This window comes from Frondihabitans sp. VKM Ac-2883 (assembly GCF_015350875.1).
In the GTDB taxonomy this organism is placed as follows: Bacteria; Actinomycetota; Actinomycetes; order Actinomycetales; family Microbacteriaceae; genus Frondihabitans.
Map to the genome: position 1 here is coordinate 273,754 of NZ_JADKSF010000003.1, position 21,074 is coordinate 294,827.

At 66.5% G+C, this 21,074-nt stretch carries 21 protein-coding genes and 1 tRNA gene; 6 read left to right on the top strand and 16 right to left on the bottom strand.

The features are described 5' to 3' along the window. Positions 1 to 157 precede the first annotated feature (157 nt). Both ITJ49_RS07435 and ITJ49_RS07440 read left to right on the top strand, forming a co-directional pair. The gene (locus tag ITJ49_RS07435) at positions 158 to 1,702 is read left to right on the top strand and encodes an ABC transporter permease (RefSeq protein WP_194603452.1); all 1,545 of its coding nucleotides are present in this window, start codon (positions 158 to 160) and stop codon (positions 1,700 to 1,702) included. A gap of 39 nt (positions 1,703 to 1,741) precedes the next feature. Further along, the gene (locus tag ITJ49_RS07440) at positions 1,742 to 2,410 is read left to right on the top strand and encodes an ABC transporter ATP-binding protein (RefSeq protein ID WP_194603455.1); all 669 of its coding nucleotides are present in this window, start codon (positions 1,742 to 1,744) and stop codon (positions 2,408 to 2,410) included. On the opposite strand, the gene ITJ49_RS07445 is transcribed toward ITJ49_RS07440, so the two are convergent. The 6 genes from ITJ49_RS07445 to ITJ49_RS07470 form a co-directional block, all read right to left on the bottom strand. Then, positions 2,397 to 3,350, bottom strand: coding sequence for a PD40 domain-containing protein (locus ITJ49_RS07445; RefSeq protein WP_194603457.1), 954 nt, complete (start codon positions 3,348 to 3,350; stop codon positions 2,397 to 2,399). The two genes, ITJ49_RS07440 and ITJ49_RS07445, sit on opposite strands and share 14 nt — an antisense overlap. A gap of 86 nt (positions 3,351 to 3,436) precedes the next feature. Then, positions 3,437 to 4,276 carry a carbohydrate ABC transporter permease gene (locus ITJ49_RS07450; RefSeq protein WP_055959613.1) on the bottom strand — a complete coding sequence of 280 codons (840 nt, stop codon included), beginning with the start codon at positions 4,274 to 4,276 and terminating at the stop codon, positions 3,437 to 3,439. 3 nt (positions 4,277 to 4,279) lie between these two features. Then, entirely contained in the window at positions 4,280 to 5,290 is a 1,011-nt protein-coding gene (locus ITJ49_RS07455) for a carbohydrate ABC transporter permease (RefSeq protein WP_194603460.1), read from the bottom strand. Positions 5,291 to 5,331: 41 nt separating this feature from the next. Next, entirely contained in the window at positions 5,332 to 6,663 is a 1,332-nt protein-coding gene (locus ITJ49_RS07460) for a sugar ABC transporter substrate-binding protein (protein WP_194603461.1), read from the bottom strand. A gap of 167 nt (positions 6,664 to 6,830) precedes the next feature. Further along, the gene (locus ITJ49_RS07465) at positions 6,831 to 7,979 is read right to left on the bottom strand and encodes a Gfo/Idh/MocA family protein (RefSeq protein ID WP_194603464.1); all 1,149 of its coding nucleotides are present in this window, start codon (positions 7,977 to 7,979) and stop codon (positions 6,831 to 6,833) included. Then, the gene (locus ITJ49_RS07470; protein ID WP_370544407.1) at positions 7,976 to 8,716 is read right to left on the bottom strand and encodes a sugar phosphate isomerase/epimerase family protein; all 741 of its coding nucleotides are present in this window, start codon (positions 8,714 to 8,716) and stop codon (positions 7,976 to 7,978) included. The genes ITJ49_RS07465 and ITJ49_RS07470 overlap by 4 nt, the downstream gene beginning before the upstream one ends. Before the next feature lie 214 nt (positions 8,717 to 8,930). On the opposite strand from ITJ49_RS07470, the gene ITJ49_RS07475 reads away from it, so the two are divergent. Together ITJ49_RS07475 and ITJ49_RS07480 are read left to right on the top strand one after the other, a co-directional pair. Then, positions 8,931 to 10,139, top strand: a complete 1,209-nt coding sequence (locus tag ITJ49_RS07475) for an ROK family transcriptional regulator (protein ID WP_194603471.1) — start codon at positions 8,931 to 8,933, stop codon at positions 10,137 to 10,139. Between the two features lie 126 nt (positions 10,140 to 10,265). Continuing rightward, on the top strand, positions 10,266 to 10,913 hold the full coding sequence (locus ITJ49_RS07480; RefSeq protein WP_370544427.1) for a YqaJ viral recombinase family protein: 648 nt from the start codon (positions 10,266 to 10,268) through the stop codon (positions 10,911 to 10,913). Here the strand turns inward: ITJ49_RS07480 and ITJ49_RS07485 are convergent. Next, positions 10,855 to 11,508, bottom strand: coding sequence for a Pr6Pr family membrane protein (locus ITJ49_RS07485; protein ID WP_194603478.1), 654 nt, complete (start codon positions 11,506 to 11,508; stop codon positions 10,855 to 10,857). The genes ITJ49_RS07480 and ITJ49_RS07485 overlap by 59 nt on opposite strands. A 133-nt stretch (positions 11,509 to 11,641) precedes the next feature. Between ITJ49_RS07485 and ITJ49_RS07490 the strand changes: the two genes are divergently transcribed. Then, positions 11,642 to 12,643, top strand: a complete 1,002-nt coding sequence (locus tag ITJ49_RS07490; RefSeq protein ID WP_228514190.1) for an NADP-dependent oxidoreductase — start codon at positions 11,642 to 11,644, stop codon at positions 12,641 to 12,643. Positions 12,644 to 13,558: 915 nt separating this feature from the next. Here the strand turns inward: ITJ49_RS07490 and rplA are convergent. The 5 genes from rplA to ITJ49_RS07515 form a co-directional block, all read right to left on the bottom strand. Then, a complete protein-coding gene (rplA, locus tag ITJ49_RS07495) occupies positions 13,559 to 14,248 on the bottom strand; it encodes a 50S ribosomal protein L1 (protein ID WP_194603481.1) in 690 nt (229 codons plus the stop codon). An 80-nt stretch (positions 14,249 to 14,328) separates the two neighbouring features. Further along, complete coding sequence (gene rplK / locus ITJ49_RS07500; RefSeq protein ID WP_055959629.1) at positions 14,329 to 14,760, bottom strand: 50S ribosomal protein L11; 432 nt, start codon at positions 14,758 to 14,760, stop codon at positions 14,329 to 14,331. A 106-nt stretch (positions 14,761 to 14,866) separates the two neighbouring features. Further along, the gene (nusG, locus tag ITJ49_RS07505) at positions 14,867 to 15,949 is read right to left on the bottom strand and encodes a transcription termination/antitermination protein NusG (RefSeq protein ID WP_194603484.1); all 1,083 of its coding nucleotides are present in this window, start codon (positions 15,947 to 15,949) and stop codon (positions 14,867 to 14,869) included. 130 nt (positions 15,950 to 16,079) lie between these two features. Further along, on the bottom strand, positions 16,080 to 16,361 hold the full coding sequence (gene secE, locus ITJ49_RS07510; protein WP_194603487.1) for a preprotein translocase subunit SecE: 282 nt from the start codon (positions 16,359 to 16,361) through the stop codon (positions 16,080 to 16,082). An 85-nt stretch (positions 16,362 to 16,446) separates the two neighbouring features. Further along, positions 16,447 to 16,519, bottom strand: a tRNA-Trp gene (locus tag ITJ49_RS07515). A 191-nt stretch (positions 16,520 to 16,710) separates the two neighbouring features. On the opposite strand from ITJ49_RS07515, the gene ITJ49_RS07520 reads away from it, so the two are divergent. Further along, positions 16,711 to 17,961, top strand: coding sequence for a pyridoxal phosphate-dependent aminotransferase (locus ITJ49_RS07520; protein ID WP_194604012.1), 1,251 nt, complete (start codon positions 16,711 to 16,713; stop codon positions 17,959 to 17,961). Between the two features lie 122 nt (positions 17,962 to 18,083). Here ITJ49_RS07520 and ITJ49_RS07525 read toward each other — a convergent pair whose 3' ends face one another. From ITJ49_RS07525 to ITJ49_RS07535, 4 genes are read right to left on the bottom strand one after another with little or no spacing between them, the layout of a single operon-like run. Further along, positions 18,084 to 18,746: a hypothetical protein gene (locus tag ITJ49_RS07525; RefSeq protein ID WP_194603490.1), complete on the bottom strand. Its 663-nt coding sequence runs from the start codon at positions 18,744 to 18,746 to the stop codon at positions 18,084 to 18,086. Between the two features lie 60 nt (positions 18,747 to 18,806). Then, a complete protein-coding gene (locus tag ITJ49_RS07530) occupies positions 18,807 to 19,925 on the bottom strand; it encodes a UDP-N-acetylmuramate dehydrogenase (RefSeq protein WP_228514254.1) in 1,119 nt (372 codons plus the stop codon). Further along, positions 19,916 to 20,347, bottom strand: a complete 432-nt coding sequence (locus tag ITJ49_RS17575) for a MaoC family dehydratase (RefSeq protein ID WP_370544408.1) — start codon at positions 20,345 to 20,347, stop codon at positions 19,916 to 19,918. The genes ITJ49_RS07530 and ITJ49_RS17575 overlap by 10 nt, the downstream gene beginning before the upstream one ends. Next, a complete protein-coding gene (locus ITJ49_RS07535) occupies positions 20,344 to 20,790 on the bottom strand; it encodes a MaoC family dehydratase N-terminal domain-containing protein (protein WP_194603496.1) in 447 nt (148 codons plus the stop codon). Before ITJ49_RS07535 ends, ITJ49_RS17575 begins: the two co-directional genes overlap by 4 nt. Positions 20,791 to 21,074: the final 284 nt, after the last annotated feature.

A 21,074-nucleotide genomic window follows, 5' to 3' on the forward strand; every position in this document is an offset into this window, starting at 1 on the left:
ATTTCCACACAGGCAATCGATCTGCCTCATCAGGGATTGATAGGCCCTCGATAGTCCGGGCATAACGCGTCTCCCTACGGTTCTGACGTTCGCACAGCGAGCGAGTGCGCCCCCTTCGCACGATCACCATGACCCCGCACCACTCCAGAGGAGACCCATGTTCTTGACCTATCTGTTCCGGGAGCTGAGCAACCGGCGTAAGCAGACGGCCATCATCGCGACCGGCATGGCACTCGCCATCGCGCTCGTGATCATCGTCAACTCGGTGGCGGGCGGCGTTAAGGCCGCGCAGTCGACCGTTCTCGAATCCGTCTACGGCGTCGGCACCGACATCACGATCAGCCAGACCCAGACCCCGTCGTCGACCGGCGGGCGCCCCACCTTCAACTTCGGCTCGGGCGGGGGCACGACCTCGGGCAACAGCACGTCGCTCTCGCAGTCGAGTTTGACAGCCGCCCGCGGCACGGCGACCTTCGCCGACACCGCCCTCGCCACCGTCGAGAAGACGACCGGTGTCAAGAACGCCGCCGCCACGCTGTCGCTGCAGCTCAACGACTTCTCGGGAACCACCACGCAACAGGATTCGGGCACGACGGGAACCCAAGGATCCGGCAGCGGCGCCGCACAGCAGGAGCCCACGGGCACGGCCACCGGTGCTCCCGGTGGCGGCACTGGCGGAGGTTTCGGCGGAGGCTCGTTCTCGTTCGACCAGACCACCGTCTCGGGCGTCAGTGTGACCGCCGACGCGGTCGGCCCCCTCACGAGCGTCGAGCTGACCAAGGGCCGGACATTCGCGGCCTCCGACGCCGGCAAGAACGTGCTCGTCGTCGACAGCGCCTACGCGAAGACCGAGAGCCTCGCCGTTGGTGACACCAAGAAGATCGGCGACACGACCTTCAAGGTCGTCGGCATCGTCACCTCGACGTCGTCGTCGTCGACCACCGGCTCCGACATGTACATGCCGCTCGACACCGCTCAGAAGGTCGCCGACCTCGACGGTAAGATCAGCACCATCTACGTGAGCGCCGAGTCGTCGACCGACGTCTCCGCCGTCAAGACGGCACTCGAGAAGGCGCTGCCCAAGGCCACCGTCTCGACGGAGTCCGACCTGGCCTCGAGCGTCTCCGGCTCGCTCTCGACCGCGTCGAGCCTCGTCTCGAGCCTCGGCACCTGGCTCTCGATCATCGTGCTGGCCGCGGCCTTCTTGATCGCGATCCTGTTCACCGTCTCGGGCGTCACCCGCCGCACCCGCGAGTTCGGCACTCTGAAGGCGATCGGCTGGTCGAACGGGCGCATCGTGCGCCAGGTGGCCGGCGAGTCGCTCGTGCAGGGCCTCATCGGCGGAGTGGTCGGCGTCGTCGTCGGAATCCTCGGCGTCGTGGTCATCAACATCATCGCCCCGACGCTCTCGGGCGGTGCGGCATCTACTACCGCCGGCGGCATGGGCGGCGGCACTCCCCCGGGCGGCACGGCGGGCGGCACCGGCACGGGCACCGAAGGCGGAACCACGGGCGGCGCGGGATCCTTCGGCGCCCAGGTCGCGACGACGGCCACCGAGGTCAGCCTGCACGCCCCAATCGCCGTGACGATCATCGTCGTGGCGGTCGCCCTCGCGGTGATCGGCGGACTCCTCGCCGGCGCGATCGGCGGGTGGCGGGCATCGCGCCTGCGACCGGCCGAGGCGCTTCGCAGTGTGGCGTAGGCCGCAGATCCTGATCTCTCTTCAACCGAACGGAACCCCATGTACACGCTGAAAGACGTCACCAAGACATACGTGCAGAAGAAGCGCACCATCACGGCCCTGAACAAGGTCAGCCTCGAGATCCCGACCGGTCAGATGGTCGCGATCCAGGGCCCCACCGGCGGCGGCAAGTCGACGCTGCTGCAGATGCTCGGAGCCCTCGACAAGCCCACCTCCGGCGAGGTGCTGCTGGGCGACAAGAAAGTGTCGGGCCTCGCGGAGTCGAAGCTCGCCGACGTCCGCGCGCAGGAGATCGGATTCGTGTTTCAGAGCTTCAACCTGATTCCGACACTGACGGCGCTCGAGAACGTCGAGACCGCCTTTGCGAGGTCGTCGATGTCGCGCGACGAGCAGAAGGCGAAATCGGCGGCGGCCCTCGAATCCGTCGGACTCGGCGAGCGCGGCGACCACCTCCCGGCCGAGCTCTCGGGCGGCCAGCAGCAGCGCGTGGCGATCGCTCGCGCGCTGGTCAAAGAGCCGCAGGTGCTCCTCGCCGACGAGCCGACCGGCTCGCTCGACGAGACCACCCGCGACGAGATCATGGAGCTCCTCGAGGGTGTCTGGCGCGACCGGGGGTTGACATTCATCATGGTCACCCACGACTCGTCAGTGGCCCGTCGCGCCGAGCGTCGGCTCTATCTCAAGGGCGGCCAGGTCAGGGACGCGTAGCGAGGGGGTACGCGGCAGCAGCGAACCGCCGCGAATCGGGCGCCCATCCGGCCACGTTGATCGTGCCCTGGCCGCCGAAGAGGGGCAGCAGATCACGTGCCGTCTCGGGCAGCGGTTCGCCCCGGTCGAGTTCCATCACGCGCAGCACGACGTCATGGTTCTCCGGGTGGCCGAGCGTGCCGGCACCGTAGGCGACGTAGACCAGCCGCGACTGGTCGGGCGATGGGTGCGGAAACCAGTCGACCGTGTCAGAGACGAGGATCCGCGACACGTCCGATCCGTCCGGCCGAATCCGCGCGAGCTGCGCGTGCCCCGCCTCGGTCGTGAACCGTTCGGTGTTGAACCAGACCCACGCGCCGTCGGGCGAGAACTCGGCGCCGTCGTCGGGGTGGGCGTCATCGGTGACGAACGTCGTCGCACCGTCGGCCACCGCCACCAGGGCGACGTTCGTGCGCCAGTCCGTCGGCGGCGACGTCGTCGTGGGTCGCGCGCCCACGATGACGGCGAGCGTCGAGCCGTCGGGTGAGATGCCGTGCAGGTAGTTCTTGTAGCCGCGGCCGTCCGGGTGCTCACGGGTGATCCGGCGGCCCGAGCCACCGTCGAACGGCACCTCGTAGAGATGGCCGTCTCTGGCACTGACCACGATCGACGATCCGTCGGGCGCGATGCAGTGGTCGTTGTTGATTTCGGGCACACCGGCCATCTCGACCGGCTCGAGCACTCGGTCGCCAGCCTCGCCCCCGTTGTGTGCCGCGCCCCCGTCGACCCTTAGCCGCCAGAGGAGCCCGTCGCCGTTGACGACGAGCCACCGCCCGTCGGGGCTCCAGTTGGGAGCCTCGACGAGCACCTCGCCGCTCTCGAAGACGACCTCGGCCTCACCGGTGAGGGCATCGACGATCAGGATCTGACAGACCTGACCCGGAAGGAGTGTGCGTGGCATGGTGTCAGTCTGCCCTTCTGGGCCGGGTCGATCGACGCTGTGCGGGATCCTTCGGTCTGGTGCTCGTCGGCCAGGCGCTCCGGGTGCTACTTGACGGCACCCGAGGAGAGGCCGGTGATCAGGTGCTTCTGCACGAACATGAAGCCGATCAGGACGGGCAGCGAGACGACGACCGAAGCGGCCATGAGCTGGTTCCAGTAGACGTCTTGCTGGGACGAATAGGCCTGCAGGCCGATCGCCAGGGTGCGGGTGTCGTTCGACGTGAGCACCGAGGCGAAGAGCACCTCTCCCCACGCCGTGATGAACGCGTAGACCGCAACCGCGATGATGCCGGGCTTCGCGACCGGGATGATGACGCGGAAAAGCGCACCCATCCGGCCGGTGCCATCGATCATCGACGCCTCCTCGAGCTCTTTCGGGATGCTGGCGAAATAGCCGGTCAGCATCCAGATCGAGAACGGGAGCGAGAACGTCATGTAGGTGATGATGAGGCCCGCATACGAGCCCGTCAGCTGAAGACCGGAGGCGTTGCGGATCTGCACGAAGATCAGGAACAGCGGCAGCAGGAAGAGGATGCCGGGGAACATCTGCGTCGACAGGACCACCAGGCTAAAGGGTCGCTGACCCTTGAACCGAAGGCGAGCCAGAGCGTAGGCCGCGAGAACGGCCATGATCACGCTGAGGATCGTCGCCGAGCAGGTCACGATCAGGCTGTTCTTGAAGTACTGAGCCAGCGGGACCGTCTCCCAGATGTCGAAGTACGGCTTGATGGTGAAGTTCGAGGGGATCCAGGTGAAGGCGCCCTGCACGTCGGCGAGGGGCTTGAGCGACGTCGTGACCACCACGTAGAGCGGGACCAGGACGACGATGGAGAGGAAGGCGAGTCCGAAGAATCGGAAGACTTTGAATCCGGGAGTGACGATCATGGCTTAGTCCTCTTCTCCGGGCTTCGGCTTCGGAAGCACCATGCGGATGTAGAAAGCGGAGGCGATCAGGAGCACGATCAGCAGCAGCACGCTCATTGCCCCGCCGAGACCGAAGTTCCAGTTCGAGAACGACTGCTGGTAGATGAGGGGCGAGATGAGAGTCGCCTCCTTCGGTGAAGCAGCGCCGAACAGCACGAAGGGCACGTTGAACTGGTTGAAGATCCAGAGGCCCATGATGAGCATCAGGACGGCGTTGGCCGGCTTGATCATCGGAAGCGTGATGCGGGTGAACTGCTTCCAGAGGCTGGCCCCGTCGAGAGCGGCCGCCTCATAGACGTCGCCGGGGATGTTCTGGAGTGCTGCCAGAAGCATCAGGAAGGCGAACGGCCACATCTGCCAGGCGGTCACGATGACGATCGCCCAGAAGGAGTTGCCGCCGAGCAGCCAGAACGGCCGGCCGCCGCCGAACAGGTGGAGCTGATCGACCAGGAAGTGGTTGATTGCGCCGTCGGAGCGGTTGAACATGAACGCCCAGGCGATGGTGCCGACGTACGAGGGCAGGGCGTAGGGCACGAGAAACAGCGTGCGCAGGATCCCGCGGCCTCGGAACGAGGTGGTGAGGAGTACCGCGCCGAGCATTCCCATGCTCCACGCGATCGCCAGCACGATGATGGTGAACCCGATGGTGCGCCCCAGAGCCGAGTAGAACTCGGCCCCGATCGAGGAATTCGGGTTGAGCCCGTTGACGAAGTTCTGGAAGCCGACGAACGGGGCATCGACCCAGTTGGCGATGCTGAGCTGGTTGAGCGTGATGAACGCGATCCAGATGCCCAGCACCATCGGCAGGAGGTGGATGAGGAGCTCGGCCAATGCAGCCGGAGCGATGAGCCCGTAGGGCAGGAGCGAGGGGCGCTTCTTCTTGCGGGCGGGCCGCAGCGGAGCGGATTCGCTCCGCTGCGGCTCTTCCGGCAGACCACTCTCGGTCGACGCGGGAGGCAGGACGTTGAGGGTCATGACGGTTCCCTTCTAGTGCTTGTCTGTCAGTCGGATCGGGATCACTGGCTTGCCGTCATCTGGCTGTTGGCGTCTTCGAGAGCCGACTTGACGTCGGATTCGCTGACGTCCTTGCCCTGCGCGGCCTGTGCGAGCAGGTTCTTGATGGCCGTTCCGACGAGCGTCTCCATCTGGCCCTCGCTGACCTGCAGCGGCATGGGCTGGGCGTGATCCTTCAGGATCTCCTGCTTGAGCTTGATCGCCGCGGTCTTGAACGCCGGGTCGTCATAGGCGTCAGTGACGACGGGGATGGACGCGAACGACTTGTTGAGCGACTGCTGCGCGGGAACGCTGGTCATGAACTTGACGAGCTTCTCGGACCCGGACAGGTTGCCCGTGTTCTTGAAGATCGACAGGTTGATGCCGGCGACGTGGCTCTGGGTACCCAGCAGCCCGGTTGCGTCTGCGGTCTCCATCGGGACGGGCGCCGCGGCGTAGTCCGTGAAGTTACGCGCTGCAAGCGAAGCCCCCGGCGCCTGGTCGAAGAACATCGCGGCCTTGCCGTCGGCGAAGGTGGCGGCCATGTCGGAGCCGTTCACGCTCTCGGCGTCGGAGGGGTTGACCACCTTGTCGGCGCCGATCAGATCGACCCACTGCTTGATGCCCTTGACCTCGCCGTCGGAGGCGAAGGTCGGCTTGCCGTCGGCGTCGTAGAGAGCTCCGCCGTTCTGCAGGCCTCGGACGAACGCCTGGTGCGCGTTGTTCGAGACGCTCGAGCCGGCCATCGTCACACCCCACTGGTCGATCTGCCCGTCGCCGTCGGTGTCTTTGGTGAGCTTCTTGGCGTCGGCCACGAACTCGTCCCAGGTCGCGGGCGGTGTGTCGATGCCGGCGGCCTTGAACATCTTCGTGTTGTAGTACATCGAGTACGACAACCCGTAGAGCGGCACCGACGTAGGCGCCTTGCCCTCGGCACCACCGGTGGCGTAGCTCGACGCGACGAACTTATCTTTGCCGCCGATGGCCTTCAGCGCATCGCCCTCGAACGGTACGAAAGCGCCGCTCGACTGGAGTGAGGTCGCCCAGGTGTTGCCGATCGACAGCACGTCTGGCCCGTCACCCGACGAGACCGCGGTGAGGATCTTGTTGTAGAGGTTGGTCCACGGGATGACTTCGATGTTGACCTTGATACCGGTCTCCTCGGTGAACTTCGCCAGCTCCGCCTTCAGGATCTTCTGATCGCCCTGGATCGTCGGAGCCTGGTTGCTGGCCCAGTAGGTCAGCGTCTTGGTCGAGTTGGCGTCGCCGCCGGAGGACGACGAGCACGCCGTCATGCCTCCGATAGTCATGGCGCCGACGGCAACTGCCGCCAGCCACTTCGTTGTGGTGCGCATTTTTTCTCCTGGTGTCTCTTCGTTGAGGGATGGAGCTTGGAGCTGTGTGGGATGGTTCCTGTCGTTCCGGTGGTGCCGTGCAGCTGAGGGACGGTAGTTCGGTAGTGCAGTAAGGGGGTCAAGAGAATTGCGGGCCGACCCGCTCGCGGCGGATCGGCCCGAAGAGATTAGGTCAGGGTCGGGACAGAGGGATCCCAGTCGGCCGGGAGCTCATCGGTGGGCTCAAGCGTCGACTCGACGACAACGCTCTCCCCCTTCTCGGCAGACTCGGCGAGCGAGACCATGATGTCGAGAACGTGGAAGGCGAGCTCTCCGGGAACGCGCTCTCGGCGACCCTCGCGGATCGCCTGGGCGAGCTCGGCCACCCCGGTACCGCGGGTGAAGGTCGACCCCTCGGAGGGGACCACCGTGGGCTCGTCGTCGCCGGTGTAGACGACCGTCTCACCCTCGAAGTTGTTCGGGTCGGGGAACACGGCCGTGCCCTGGGATCCTGCGATCTCGACGAAGCCGGCGCGAGGCAGCTTCGAGTCGAACGAGAAGATGCTCTGGGCGCTGGCGCCCGACTCGAACTGGATCAAGGCCGACACGTGCGTCGGCACCTCGACCGGGAACTCGGTTCCGGCCTTGGGGCCCGAGCCGATCACGCGGGTCTCGCGTGCCTTGGACGCCGTGGCGGTGACCTTGGCGACGGGGCCGAACACCTGCACCAGCGTCGTCAGGTAGTAAGGGCCCACGTCAAACATCGGGCCTCCGCCGATGGCGAAGAGGAACTCGGGGCTCGGGTGCCACGACTCGGGGCCGGCGACCTGGAAGAGGGTGAGGCCGGTGAGCGGCGTGCCGATGTCGCCGCGCTTGACGACCCGCAGACCGGTTTGGATTCCGGATCCGAGGAACGTGTCGGGGGCGACGGCGACACGCACGCCGCGGTCTTTCGCCGCCTTGATCAGCTGCGCTCCGCTCTCGCGGTCGAGTGCGTAGGGCTTCTCACCCCAGACATGCTTGCCCGCCTCGACGGCCCTCAGGGCCACCTCGACGTGGGCCTTGGGGATGGTGAGGTTGACGACGATCTCGACGTCATCGTGGGCGAGTAGGTCGTCGACGGAGCCGGAGCCCTCGACGCCCCACTTAGCGGCCTGGGCGGCCGCGCGGGGCTCGTCGAGGTCGGCGATGAAAAGCACCTTGAGGTCGGGGAACCTCGTGAGGTTCTCGAGGTACTGGTCGCTGATGACGCCGGCGCCGATCACGCCGACGCCCACGGGGCCGGTCTTGCCCTCAGAGGCGACCGGCTTCTGCGTGGTGGTCGTGGCGTCGCTCATGCGCGGACCCCTTCGAGGTAGTCGAGGCTGTCGGCGAGGGCGGTGAAGATGTCGCCCTCGTGGTCGTCGAGCTCGACGACGGGCAGGGCCTGACGAGCCGCGCGCAGGATGTCGCGGACGGGCATCTCGCCCCGGCCGACAGCGACCTGCTTCTTGTCGTCGAAGTTCTTCGGGCCGTCTTTGATGTGGAGGAACTGCACCTTGTCGCCCAGGCGAGCGAGCAGCTCGGCCGCGTCGACGCCGCCGACCTCGACCCAGTAGGTGTCGACCTCGAGCACGACGTTCGCCGGCAGGGCCGCGGCAAAGACCTCGAGCGCCGGGACGCCGTCGATCTTGTTCTCGAGCTCGAACGCGTGGTTGTGGTAGCCGACCCGGAGGTCGTGCGCGGCCGCCCTGTCGGCGATCTCGCCGAGCTCTTTCGCGATGCCCTCGACGTCTTCGCGGGTGATCCAGCGGGTCTCGTCGATGTGCGGGTCGATGATCGTCGTCACTCCGAGCCGCTTGGCTGCGGCGAAGATTGGCTCGAGGTCGCTGCCGATGAGCTTGACGTGGGCGCTCGGCGCGGTCAGGCCGTTGGCCGGGAGGTGCTCGGCGTACTCGTCGACGCGTTCGACGAACGAGTAGGGCTCGACCTGCGTATAGCCGATCTCGGCGACGCGGGCCAGGGTGCCGGGTAGGTCGTCGGCGATGGCCGAGCGGACGGTGTAGAGCTGGACCGAAAGGGGTGCGTTGGTCACCGTAAGAGTCTCCTCGTCGAAACGTGTTCGCCTGGTTTGAGGCGAATTTCGCCGCATCTGTCGCTGCGGAGTTGATCTCGAGGGCCCGGTTGAAATGGGCGTTCCCTCGATCGGAACTCACACTAGGGTCACTTTTGTCGAGCGTCAAGCAAAAGGTGTCTTCCATTCGACATCTTTGCTCGTGACCGCTCGAAACCTGTGGTTTACTCCTGTTATGTCAGACGCCGCGCGGACGTCCGTCCTCGGTTCGACCGGGGCAGGCGACCTCTTCCAGCTCCTCCGCGACGGTCGCCCGCGCACTCGTGCCGAGCTCGCTGCCATCACCGGTCTGGCCCGCTCCACTATCGGCCTGCGCCTCGACGCCCTCACCAGTCTCGGCCTCGTCGGCCCCGTCGCCGACGCGATCTCGACCGGCGGGCGTCCCCCGTCACGCGTGGCACTCCTGCCGAGCGCCCGCGTCGTCCTCGCCGCCGACCTCGGCGCGAGCCACGCCCACGTCGCCATCACCGACCTGATGGGTGCCGAGCTCGCCAGCCACACCGAGCACCTCGAGATCAGCCTCGGCCCGGAGGCGGTGCTCGGCTGGATGGTCGAGCACACCGACGCCCTCCTCGAACGTCTCGGCAAGACCCGGGCCGATCTCATCGCTGCGGGCATCGGGCTGCCCGGCCCCGTCGAGTTCAGCACCGGCCGACCGGTCAATCCGCCGATCATGCCGGGGTGGGATGCCTTCGACGTTCCCGGCTGGGTCAAACGCCACACCGAGAGCCCGGGTCGGTCGCCCCTTCCCGTCTATGTCGACAACGATGTCAACATCATGGCGCTCGGGGAGCGGACTCATTCCTGGCCCGACGTCGACCACCTCTTCTTCCTCAAGGTCGCCACCGGCATCGGCTCCGGCATTATCTCGGCCGGCCAGCTGCAGCGGGGTGCCCAGGGAATCGCCGGAGACATCGGTCACATCCCCGTCGCCCGCGGCGCGGGCATCTTCTGCCGCTGCGGCAACGAGGGATGCCTTGAAGCCATAGCCTCCGGCCCGGCGATCGCTGCGGCCATGCGGCGGGACGGCCACGACACGGCGTCAGGATCCGACGTGCTCGACCTCGTCCGCAGCGGCGACCTCGACGCAGTGCGAGCGGTGCGGCAAGCCGGGCGCGACATCGGCGAGGTGCTCACCACCTGCGTGAGCCTCATCAACCCGTCCGTGATCGCGCTGGGCGGGTCGATGGCCGACGCCGGCGAGCACCTGCTGGCCGGGGTCCGCGAGGTCGTCTACTCGCGCTCGATGCCGCTGGCCACCGAGCACCTCACCATCGTGCAGTCGCGCGCCGCCGACAGCGCGGCGATCCTGGGAGCGAGCATGCTCGCGATCCACTACGCGCTCTCTCCCGAGGCACTCGACACGCTCGCGGCCGCCAACTGATCGCGCCGCCCACCCCCTTCAAATTCGAAGGAGATCTGCCCGGGTGACCGCGTCGGATCCTGATGCCTTCGTCGCGCGTCGGCCGTTTCTCCTTCGAATTCGAGGGAGAATAGTTGGGTGACGTTCGTGCAGACTCCCCTCTCCCTTTGGGACGACGAGGATCCCACGCGCCACCACTCCGCCCGCATCCTCGCCGACTCGTCGGATCGCGTCGGCTGGCTCCGCGCCCGCTCCCGCGGCATCACCGCCACCGACGTCGCGAGGCTCTCGAGCGCCGCAGCCGTGCGGGCCGTCGTGCTCGACAAGCTCTACGGCAACAGCTTCTCGGGCAACGCCTTCACCGATCACGGCCGAGCGCGCGAACCCGTGATCGCCCGCTGGGTCTCTCGAAACCACGGCATCGAACCGTCGAGCAAGCTCTTCCATGCGCGCGGTGAGACGCTCCATCTCGCGACTCCCGACGGTGTCGGCGAACGGTCGTCCGGCGAGATCGTCCTGGCCGAGATCAAGACCACCGGCAAGACCTGGCGAACCATCCCTCGCTCGTACCTCCGCCAGGTGTGGTGGCAGCAGTACGTGCTGGGCGCCGAGCGCACCCTCGTCGTCTGGGAACGCCACGTCGACTTCGTGCCCGTGCCGGGGCCGCCCGAGTGTCAGTGGGTCGAACGCGACGACGACCAGATCCACGGCCTCGTCTCGCTCGCCGATCAGGTCGTCAGCGAGCTACGCCGACCCGATCGAGACGCGTCGTATCCGCCCCCGTGGGCTCGATGACTCTGAACCGACTCAGCCAGATCACCAGCGCCGACATGCCGGCGATGAACGCGGCGATGCCCAGACAGTAGAGCAGCACCACACCCCAGCCCAGTTCTTCGACGTTCAAGAACGGGTAGGGCACGAAGCCTTGACCGCGCAGGAGCGTCGCGACCAGCCAGATCACCGGGTAGACGAGAAACAGACCGAGGCGCCCCCACGCGATGCGGGTTCGATCGCCGAAAAGGATCCACTCGAGAACCGCGAACAGCGGGATCCACTTGTGCAGAATGTCGTTCGACCACGGCACGTTGTAGTCACTGACCGGGCCATTCGCGAGCAAGAGGTTGTAGACGACGCCGGTGGTCGCGAGATACGTGGCAGTAGCGCCGCGAGAGACGACGAGCCAGTGCGGCTGCGTCCCGCCTCGCGCGACGAACCCGGCTCCAATAACAAATGTCACCGCGACCAGCAGGTTGCTCTGAATCGTGAAGTAGCCGAAGAAGTTGAAGAAGAAGAAATCGGGTGCCGCCATCGACGAGATCAGCTGAGCGACCACCGCGACGACGACGGCGAGAGCTGCCGCGAGCCGCAGCACGATGAAAAGAGCCTTCATCATCCGAGCGTATCGATAGTTTCCGCATCAGTGACACTCTCGAAACACGGCGGAATCATCGTGCCTCTTTACTGAGGGGACAAGGGGGTGCCTCATCAGGGACGCCGCACGACCCCGACGAGAAAGGCCATCGATGACGACGACGACAACGGAAGAGGCCGTGGTGACGAGCACGATGCGCGCGGTGGTGATTACCGAGAACGGCGGGCCGGACGTACTCGTTCCGAAAGAGATTCTGGTACCCGGGCGACAAGGATCCGAGGTGCTCGTCCGTGTCATCGCGGCGGGGGTAAACCCGTTCGACGCCGAGGCCCGACGGGGGTTGGCCGGACACTGCGGCTCCCCCGAACTCCCCGCCGTGCTCGGCTGCGACTTCAGTGGCGTCGTCGTCGAGAGCCCGTACCTCGGGCATACACTCCAACCGGGCATCGAGGTCTACGGTGTCGCCTCCGTGCCGCGGTCGGCCGGAACCTATGCCGAGTACGTCAGCGTGCCGTCGCTCCAAGTAGCTCGCAAACCCAAGTCGCTCTCGCACACCGAGGCGTCCGCTGTGCCGCTCGCGGCCCTGACTGCCTGGGGCCTCGTGGTCGACGTGGCCAAGGCCCACGAGGGGCAGCGCATTCTCATCCACGCCGGGGCCGGCGGCGTCGGCCATTTCGCCGTGCAGTTTGCGGCGTACTTCGGCGCTCACGTGGTGACGACGAGTTCCGCCCGCAACACCGCCTGGCTGACCGAACTCGGCGCCGCCCAGACGATCGACTACACGGCCGGCGACTTCGAAGATCATGTGTCCCTTGTCGATGTTGCGATCAACCTGGTTGACGACGACGCGACCGCGAGCCGCACGGTGGGAGTGGTCCGGCCCGGTGGCCTGCTCGTGCACGTTCCCGTCGGTACGACAGCGAAGCGGGATGCCCTTGCCGGTCGCGCAACGGCCGCCGGAGTGCGCTTCACCGACTACTCGATGGCCCCCGACGCGACCTGTCTCGCGATCATCGCCCGCCTCCTCGACTCGGGTGACGTGTCGGTCTACGTCGACGACGTCTACGACCTCGAGGAAGTCGCCGACGCGCACCGCCTGCTCGAGCGCGGACACACGCGCGGCAAGCTCGTGCTCAAGGTGCAGGACGACTGAGCGGTTGCGGTTGCGGTTGCGCGAGGGCGAGCTCTGAGGCCCGTGGCGTCGTCGGCCGCGAGCGTGCGCAAAGCGGGGCCCGGCAGGCAGCCGGAGCCCGAGATGCGCACTCTCGCGGGTGGCCCGGGCACGGAGCTGCGGATCCTGCGTTCGCGAATCAGGCACCCATCCCCGTGACAACCAGAACACAAGGATTCGGCGCCCACCCGCGCTCACACTCCTGATCAACGCGCGACACCAACCCACTCGCACCAAACGTGTCCATATTGGGGCCCTGCAGGCGGCCGATGCCCGAGATGGGCACTCTCGCGGGTGGCCCGGGCACAGAGCTGCGGATCCTGCGTTCGCGAATCAGGCATCCAGCCCCGTGAAACCGAAAACACAAGGATCCGGCACCCACCCGCGCTCACACTCCTGATGCACGCGCTTTACTGGTCCCGCCGGACCAACCGTCGGGCGCGCATATACTGTGCGCAAATCAGGCATCCAGCCCCGCGACGACGAGAACACAAGGATCCGGCGCCCACCCGCGCCCACATTCCTGATCGACGCGCGACACCAACCCGCTCTCGCCGAACGTGTCCAGGTTGGGGCCAGGCAAGCAGCTGAAGCCCGAGATGGGCACTCTCGCGGGTGGCCCGGGCATGGAGCTGCGGATCCTGGGTTCGCGAATCAGGCATCCAGCCCAGCGACGCCGACAACACAAGGATCCGGCGCCCACCCGCGCCAACATTCCTGATCCGCGCGCAACACCAATCCGCTCTCGCCGAACGTGTCCAGGTTGGGGCCCGGCAGGTGGCCGAAGCCCGAGATGGGCACCCTCGCGGATGGCGGGATGGAGCTAAGTATGCTGCGCGCACCGAGCACGACGAAGGGCCCCCGCCATACGGCGAGGGCCCTTCTGAGATTCAGCGCTTAGAAGGCGTTGATGTCGAGGGGGATGCCAGGACCGAAGGTGGTCGAGACGGTGCCCTTGGTGATGTAGCGGCCCTTCGAGGAGGACGGCTTAAGACGAACGACCTCGTCGAGGGCGGTGTCGAGGTTGGCGTTGAGCTGCTCCTCGCTGAAGCCGGCCTTGCCGATGACGAAGTGCACGTTGGAGTGCTTGTCGACACGGAACTCGATCTTTCCGCCCTTGATGTCGTTCACGGCCTGAGCGACGTTCGGGGTGACGGTGCCGGTCTTGGGGTTCGGCATGAGGCCGCGGGGCCCGAGGACCTTACCGAGACGACCGACCTTGCCCATGAGCTCCGGGGTGGAGACCGCGGAGTCGAAAGCCGTGTAGCCCTCGGCGACCTTGGCGATGAGTTCGTCGCCACCGACCTCGTCGGCGCCGGCGGCGATAGCGGCCTCAGCAGCAGCACCGGTCGCGAAGACGATGACGCGGGCGGTCTTGCCCGTGCCGTGCGGAAGGATGACGGTGCCACGGACCATCTGGTCGGCCTTGCGCGGGTCGACACCGAGCTTGAGGGCGACCTCGACGGTCGAGTCGAACTTCTTCGAGCCGGTCTCGCGAGCGACTGCGACAGCCTCGGTCGTGGAGTAGAACTTGCCTGCCTCGATCTTCTCGGCAGCGGCGCGGTACGCCTTGGACTTCTGAGCCATTGTGAAATCTCCTGATTTCGAGAGCGTGGTAACGAGCCTGGCGGGCTCTCCCACTGAATGTCTTGGGGGTGGCCGAACGCTTACGCGTCGACGGTGATGCCCATGGAGCGGGCGGTGCCGGCGATGATCTTCGCCGCGGCGTCGATGTCGTTGGCGTTGAGGTCGGACTGCTTGGTCGTCGCGATCTCGCGGACCTGCTCCATAGTGAGCTTGCCCACCTTGACGGTGTGCGGCGTAGCGGAACCCTTGGCGAGGCCAGCGGCCTTCTTGATGAGCTCGGCGGCCGGCGGCGTCTTGAGGATGAACGTGAACGAACGGTCTTCGTAGACGGTGATCTCGACGGGGACGACGTTGCCGCGCTGCGACTCGGTCTGAGCGTTGTACGCCTTGCAGAACTCCATGATGTTCACGCCGTGCTGACCCAGAGCCGGGCCGATGGGCGGGGCGGGGTTCGCGGCGCCGGCGTTGATCTGAAGCTTGATCAGACCTGTGACCTTCTTTTTCGGTGCCATGTTCTTTTCCTTCTTGTGGGTGTCGAACTCGGTGCGGTTGCATCGGGCTCTCCCGGAACTGCGAGTGCAGGATCCGGTGGCTGAGAAATCTGGGGAGTGACCGGCTCTAGAGCTTGGTCACCTGGTCGAAGCTGAGCTCGACCGGCGTCTCGCGCTCGAAGAGCGAAACAAGCACCGTGAGCTTACCCGATTCGGGCTTGATCTCGTTGATCGTTCCGGGGAGGCCCGCGAACGAGCCCTCTTTGATCGTGATGGTCTCGCCGATCTCGAAGTCGACCTCGGCGGGGATGACGCGCTGAGCTGCCTTGCCGGCCTTGCCGGAACCCTTGGCGGCCGGAGCTACCTCCTGCACCTGCACGAGGCTCTTCAACATGTTGAAGGCCTCTTCGAAACGTAGGGGGGTGGGGTTATGGGCGTTGCCCACGAAGCCGGTGACGCCCGGCGTGTGGCGGACGACCGACCAGGAGTCTTCGTTCAGATCCATGCGGACGAGCACGTAGCCGGGAATGCGAACGCGGGTGACCAGCTTGCGCTGACCGTTCTTGATCTCGACGACGTCTTCCATGGGGACTTCGATCTGGTAGATGAAGTCTTCCATCGTCAGCGAGACCATGCGGTTCTCGATGTTCTGCTTCACGCGACGCTCGAAGCCGGCGTACGAGTGGATGACGTACCACTTGCCCGGCTTGCCGCGCAGGTCGTAACGGAAGGCCTCGTACGGATCGACCTCGGCCTCGTCTTCGACCTCCTCGGTGACGACGTCGCTCTCGTCGGCGCCGAAAGCGGCCTCGACGTCGGCGTCTTGCACGGTCTGCTCGGATTCGGTCACGGCGTTGAACGCGCCCGCGGCGTCGCCCTCGGCCTGTAGCTCTTCTGCGTCGAACTCGGCCTCGTCGTCGGTCGCCTCGACGGCGGCCTCGGCCTCGTCGAGCGAATCGATGTGGAGTGCGTCTTCGACGATGGCGTCGGCCTGCTCGTCTTTCGCCTCGTCGAGGGTGTCGAGCAGCTCGTCGAGTTCGGTCACGTCGGACGAACCGGACTCGTCGTCGATCGAGAGTGCCTCGTGCTCGGCCGAGTCGACGCTCGCTTCGTCAGCCGTCTGGGTCGAGCCCTCTTGGGTCTCTTCGACCTCGGAGGACTGCTCGGCAGCGGTGGCGAGGTCGATGTCGTCGCGCTCGTTCTTCGGCAAGGGTTCTTCTTCCGTTGGAATGGTGCGGGGCTGTCTTCGGATTGCACAGACGCCCGGATCGTGAAATGAGGTCGGTTGGCGAGGATGTCGCTGAGGGCGATGTGCACAGACGCACTGCCGCCCGAGCCGGCTAAGTGGGATTGACTCCGTTGCCGAACACGTACTGGACGGCGAAGCCGAACAGCGTGTCGAGGCCGAACACGAGCGCCATCATGATGACGACGAAGGCCAGAACGACCAGGGTGAAGTTGACCAGCTCTTTGCGGGTCGGGGTGACGACCTTCTTGAGCTCGCTGATGACCTGGCGGAGGAACAGCACGATGCGCGCGAAACGGCCACGGCTCACGGAGCTGTCTGCCTTCGCGATCGCGACTACGTCCTCGTCGGGGACGTCTACGTCTCTTCTCGCCACGTGTCGTACTTGCCTTTCAAGCATCGCCCGGGTTGTCACGACCCGGATCGTTCGTCCGACCCGTGCGTCTGCACGAGTAGGGCTGCAGGGCGGACAGGACTTGAACCTGCAACCTGCGGTTTTGGAGACCGCTGCTCTACCAATTGAGCCACCGCCCTTTGGATAAGGGAACCCGGTTCCGCTCCTTCAACCCCTGAATCAGAACTCCACCTGATTGCTGCGGGACCTGCTTGCCGTGGGCACGAAAGAGCTTGGTGGATTCCACCACCGCAGACAAGTGTAGGCGACCCACCCTGGGCAAGTAAAGTTGAGCCGCCTTGCGGTCTCGCGGCAGCGCATGTCCCCCTCGATGGACGAAAGGCCGCCCGGTAGGCTGGACGCCGTGAACAGCACCGACCAGAGCGCCAGCCTCCCTCGTCTCTCCGCGCGCATCGCCGCGATCGCCGAATCGGCCACTCTCAAGGTCGATGCCAAGGCGAAGGGCCTTCAGGCCGAGGGCAAGCACGTCATCAGCTACGCGGCCGGCGAGCCGAACTTTGCCACACCTGAGCACATCGTCGAGGCGGCCGTCGTCGCGGCCCGCGATCCCAAGAACCACCGCTACACGCCTGCGGCGGGTCTTCCCGAGCTCCGTCAGGCGATCGCCGAGAAGACGCTGCGCGACAGCGGCACCCACGTCACGGCGTCGCAGGTCATCGTCACGAACGGCGGCAAGCAGGCCGTCTACCAGTCGTTCGCCGCGATCGTCGACGACGGCGACGAGGTGCTTCTCCCCGCCCCGTACTGGACCACCTACCCCGAGGCGATCAAGCTCGCCGGCGGTGTGCCGGTCGAGGTCTTCGCGGGTGCCGAGCAGGGCTACCTGGTCACCGTCGAGCAGCTCGAGGCCGCCCGCACCGACCGCACCAAGGCGCTGCTCTTCGTCTCACCCTCCAACCCGACGGGCGCCGTCTATTCGCGCGAGCAGACCCGAGCCATCGGCGAGTGGGCGCTTGAGCACGGCATCTGGGTCATCACCGACGAGATCTACCAGAACCTCGTCTACGACGGGGTCAAGGCCGTGTCGATCACCGAGGCCGTCCCCGAGCTGGCCGACACCACGATCCTCGTGAACGGGGTCGCCAAGACCTACGCCATGACCGGTTGGCGCGTGGGCTGGATGATCGCTCCCGCCGACGTCACCAAGGCGGCGTCCAACCTGCAGTCGCACCTGTCGTCGAACGTATCGAACATCTCGCAGCGTGCCGCCCTCGCGGCTCTAACGGGCTCGCAGGAGTCGGTCGAGACCATGCGGCAGGCGTTCGACGTGCGCCGCCAGACGATCGTGACCGAGCTCAACAGGATCGACGGCGTCGTGACCCCCACCCCCGAGGGCGCGTTCTACGTGTATCCCGACGTCTCTGGGCTCCTCGGGCGAACCTGGGGCGGAGTCACGCCGACGACCTCGCTCGAGCTCGCCGATCTGATCCTCGACCAGGCCGAGGTCGCGACCGTTCCGGGCGAGGCGTTCGGGCCGAGCGGCTACCTCAGGCTGTCGTACGCGCTCGGTGACGATGACCTTCTCGAGGGAGTGCACCGGCTGCAGCAATTGTTCGCGTAAGAGCCGCCAGGGCGCTTTCCAGCGGTCCCTCATGAACGCAGAAACGCCACGCGACTCGAGAAATCGGTCGCGTGGCGTTTCGTGGTGCCCCGTGCGCCCGGTTCGGGACGACGGTGCGGGTCTTACTTGAAGGTGTAGCCGTGCGAGTTGATGACAGACGTCTTGCCGTCGAGAACCTGGGAAACTGCGAGCCGGTTACTCGCTCGAAGGAAGGTCACGTCGAAGGTGCTGATGCCGTCGGAGTCGGCCGTCGCGTGCATGGTGCTCCCATTGAAGACCAAGGTCACGTCGGCACCAGGCAGGCCTTCGAATCGCAGGGGGAACTGGACACCCGCGGCCTGGAATCGACGCTGCTCGTCGTAGGTCGTCAAGTCGTGGGGTGCGTCGAGAGCCACACCGGCGAGGTCGACGCGGACGGAGACGGGCGCGGTCGCGTTCTGACCGTTCGAGTCGCTCGTGACCACCTTGTACGTCACGGCATCCGATCCGTCGATCTCGGCGAAGAAGCGCACGGGCGTGTTCTGGTTGCCGTAGTAGACCTCGGAGGCTCCGTGCTTGTCGGTGACCACGACTCGCGCCGAGCGAGTTAGGTCGATGATGACCATCACCTGGCTGTACTGGCTCTTGCCTCCGAGAACCTCGGTCGTGTAACCGCGGACGGCCGACTGGGCCTGGGTCTGGGACGAGACGGAGGCGGGCGTGGAGGCGGCCTGAGCGGCAACCGGCGTGAGGACGATGGACAGACCGAGCGCAGCTGCAGCGATGGTCGTCTTGGTTCGATTCATAGAGATCAACTTTCGTGAGGAAAACCCCTGACGGGGCAACGAAAGTATTTCAGATATGTATTACGCGAGACTGAGGCCCGAGCCTAGCAGGATGGGCTCCGGCTGCAGCACCACGCCGAACTCGGCCGCGACGCGGCTCTGCACGTATCGCGCGAGCTCGCCGACCTCTGAGGCTGTCGCACCGCCGCGATTCGTGATTGCAAGAGTGTGCTTCGACGAGATGGCGGCTCCCGAGCCGGGCAGCCGGAACCCGCGGGGCACTCCCGCGTGCTCGATCAGCCAGGCGGCGCTGAGCTTGACGCCCCCGTCGACGACGGGAGGCGGCGGCGCCGGCTGCTCCCCGAGGGGAACGGCGACGTCGCGCGCCTCGGGGACGGTCTCCCAGCGCGGTGCGTCGGCCGGGATCGCTTCGAGGGCGCGGCGCGACACGATCGGATTCGTGAAGAAGGATCCGCTCGACGCCGTGTCACGATCCGTCGGGTCGAGAACCATCCCCTTCGAGGCCCGCAGTTCGAGCACTCGCGCCCGGACGTCGGCGAGTGGAACCCGCTCCCCCAGCTCGACTCCGAGGGCCTGGGCGAGCTGCGGGAAGGCGATCGGCTCGGAGAGCCCGCCGCCCCGCGACAGCTGGAACTCGACCGAGGTGACGACACCGGCACGAGGATCCGGCCCGGACGCCTTGAAGACACTCGTGCGGTAGTCGAGACCGAGGTTGGCGCGTGGGATCCTGACGAATTCGAGGGTCTCGGCGTCGAGGAAGTCGACGCTGACGACCGTCTCGGAGACCTCCTGGCCGTAGGCGCCGATGTTCTGCACCGGGGCGGCTCCGGTCGAGCCGGGCACGCCGCTCAGGGCTTCGAAGCCCGCCCAGCCGTTCGAGACGGCCTGTTCGACCAGGGCGTCCCAGGGTTCGCCGGCCGCGACCCGGATCGTGACGGTGTCGGCGGTCTCGGAGACGACCTCGACGCCGCGGGTGGCGACCTGGATGACCGTTCCGGGGAAGCCCTCGTCAGAGACGACGAGGTTCGAACCGCCGCCGAGCACGAACCAGGGCTCGAGAGAAGAGAACGCCTCGCGGGCAGCCGCCAGCAGCTCGTCGTGGGTGGTCGCCACGATGAGACGGTCGGGGCTTCCCCCGACCTGCATCGTGGTGAGGTCGGCGAAGGCGGTCACGCCCAGGCCACGCGCACCTGCGCCTTGCCGAGGACGGTCTGCCCCGCGAACGTCACGGTCAGGTCGACGCGGGCGGCCTTCGCCTCGGCGTCGAGCTGGCCGATCTTCGCTGACACGACGAGCTCGGCACCCGTCTCGGGATCGACGGCGACGGGGCGGGTGAAGCGGACCTGGTAGTCGCTCACCCAGGCACCCGCACCGGGGCCGCTGTCGCCCTCGAGCCAGTCGACGACCGGCTGAATGGCGGTGGCCATCGTGAGCATGCCGTGGGCGATGACCCCGGGCAGCCCGACCGACTGGGCGAAGTCGTCGCGGTAGTGGATGGGGTTGAAGTCTCCGGAAGCGCCGGCGTACCGGACGAGCGAGTCGCGGGTGAGCGTGTAGGTGCGTTCGGCGACGACCTGGCCCACATCGAGCGCGGCGCTCACTCGTCGCCCCGGACGACGAGGGTGGAGATGGCGGTGACGACGTGCTCGCCCGCCGCATCGAGCATGACTGATTCGGCGGTGACCATCGAGTGGCCCCCGAGCGACTTGACACTCGCGACCGTCAGCGTCGCCGTCAGCTCGTCGCCGGCGACGATCGGCCTCGTGTAGCTGAAACGCTGGTCGCCGTGCACGACCCGCGAGAAGTCGATGCCGGCATCGGGCGCGCTGAGCAGCTGCTGCAGGGTGTGCTCCTGCACGACCACGGCGAAGGTCGGCGGAGCGACGACGTCGCTGTAGCCGGCCGCGCGGGCAGCCTCGGGGTCGAGGGAGAGGCGGCTCGTTGAGGCGGTGACGCGGGCGAACTCTCGCACCTTCTCGCGACCGACGAGGTACGGAGCCACCGGCGGAAAACTCCGCCCTTGGAGATCGGGGTTCACAGACACGACGTCAATTCTAGGCGGCCTGGATGGACGCCCGCGAAGCTTGAGGATTCGATCGTCGAACCCCTGGTTTCCGTGGCGGGTCAGGCGTACAGTGACGTCACGTCTGGGATGGTAACTCGACGCAAGCACCCGTTGAGGGTGCCGCAGCGTTTCCCTCGGTGCTGATCCGCCGTGGGCTCGACTTCGAGCCGCTAGGGCTGCGACACCGTCCGGATGCGACAGGGTGCGCGCCGCCGTTTACCCGGGCGGGGCGCACCCTGGTTCCGGCCGGATCTGCTCCGCGC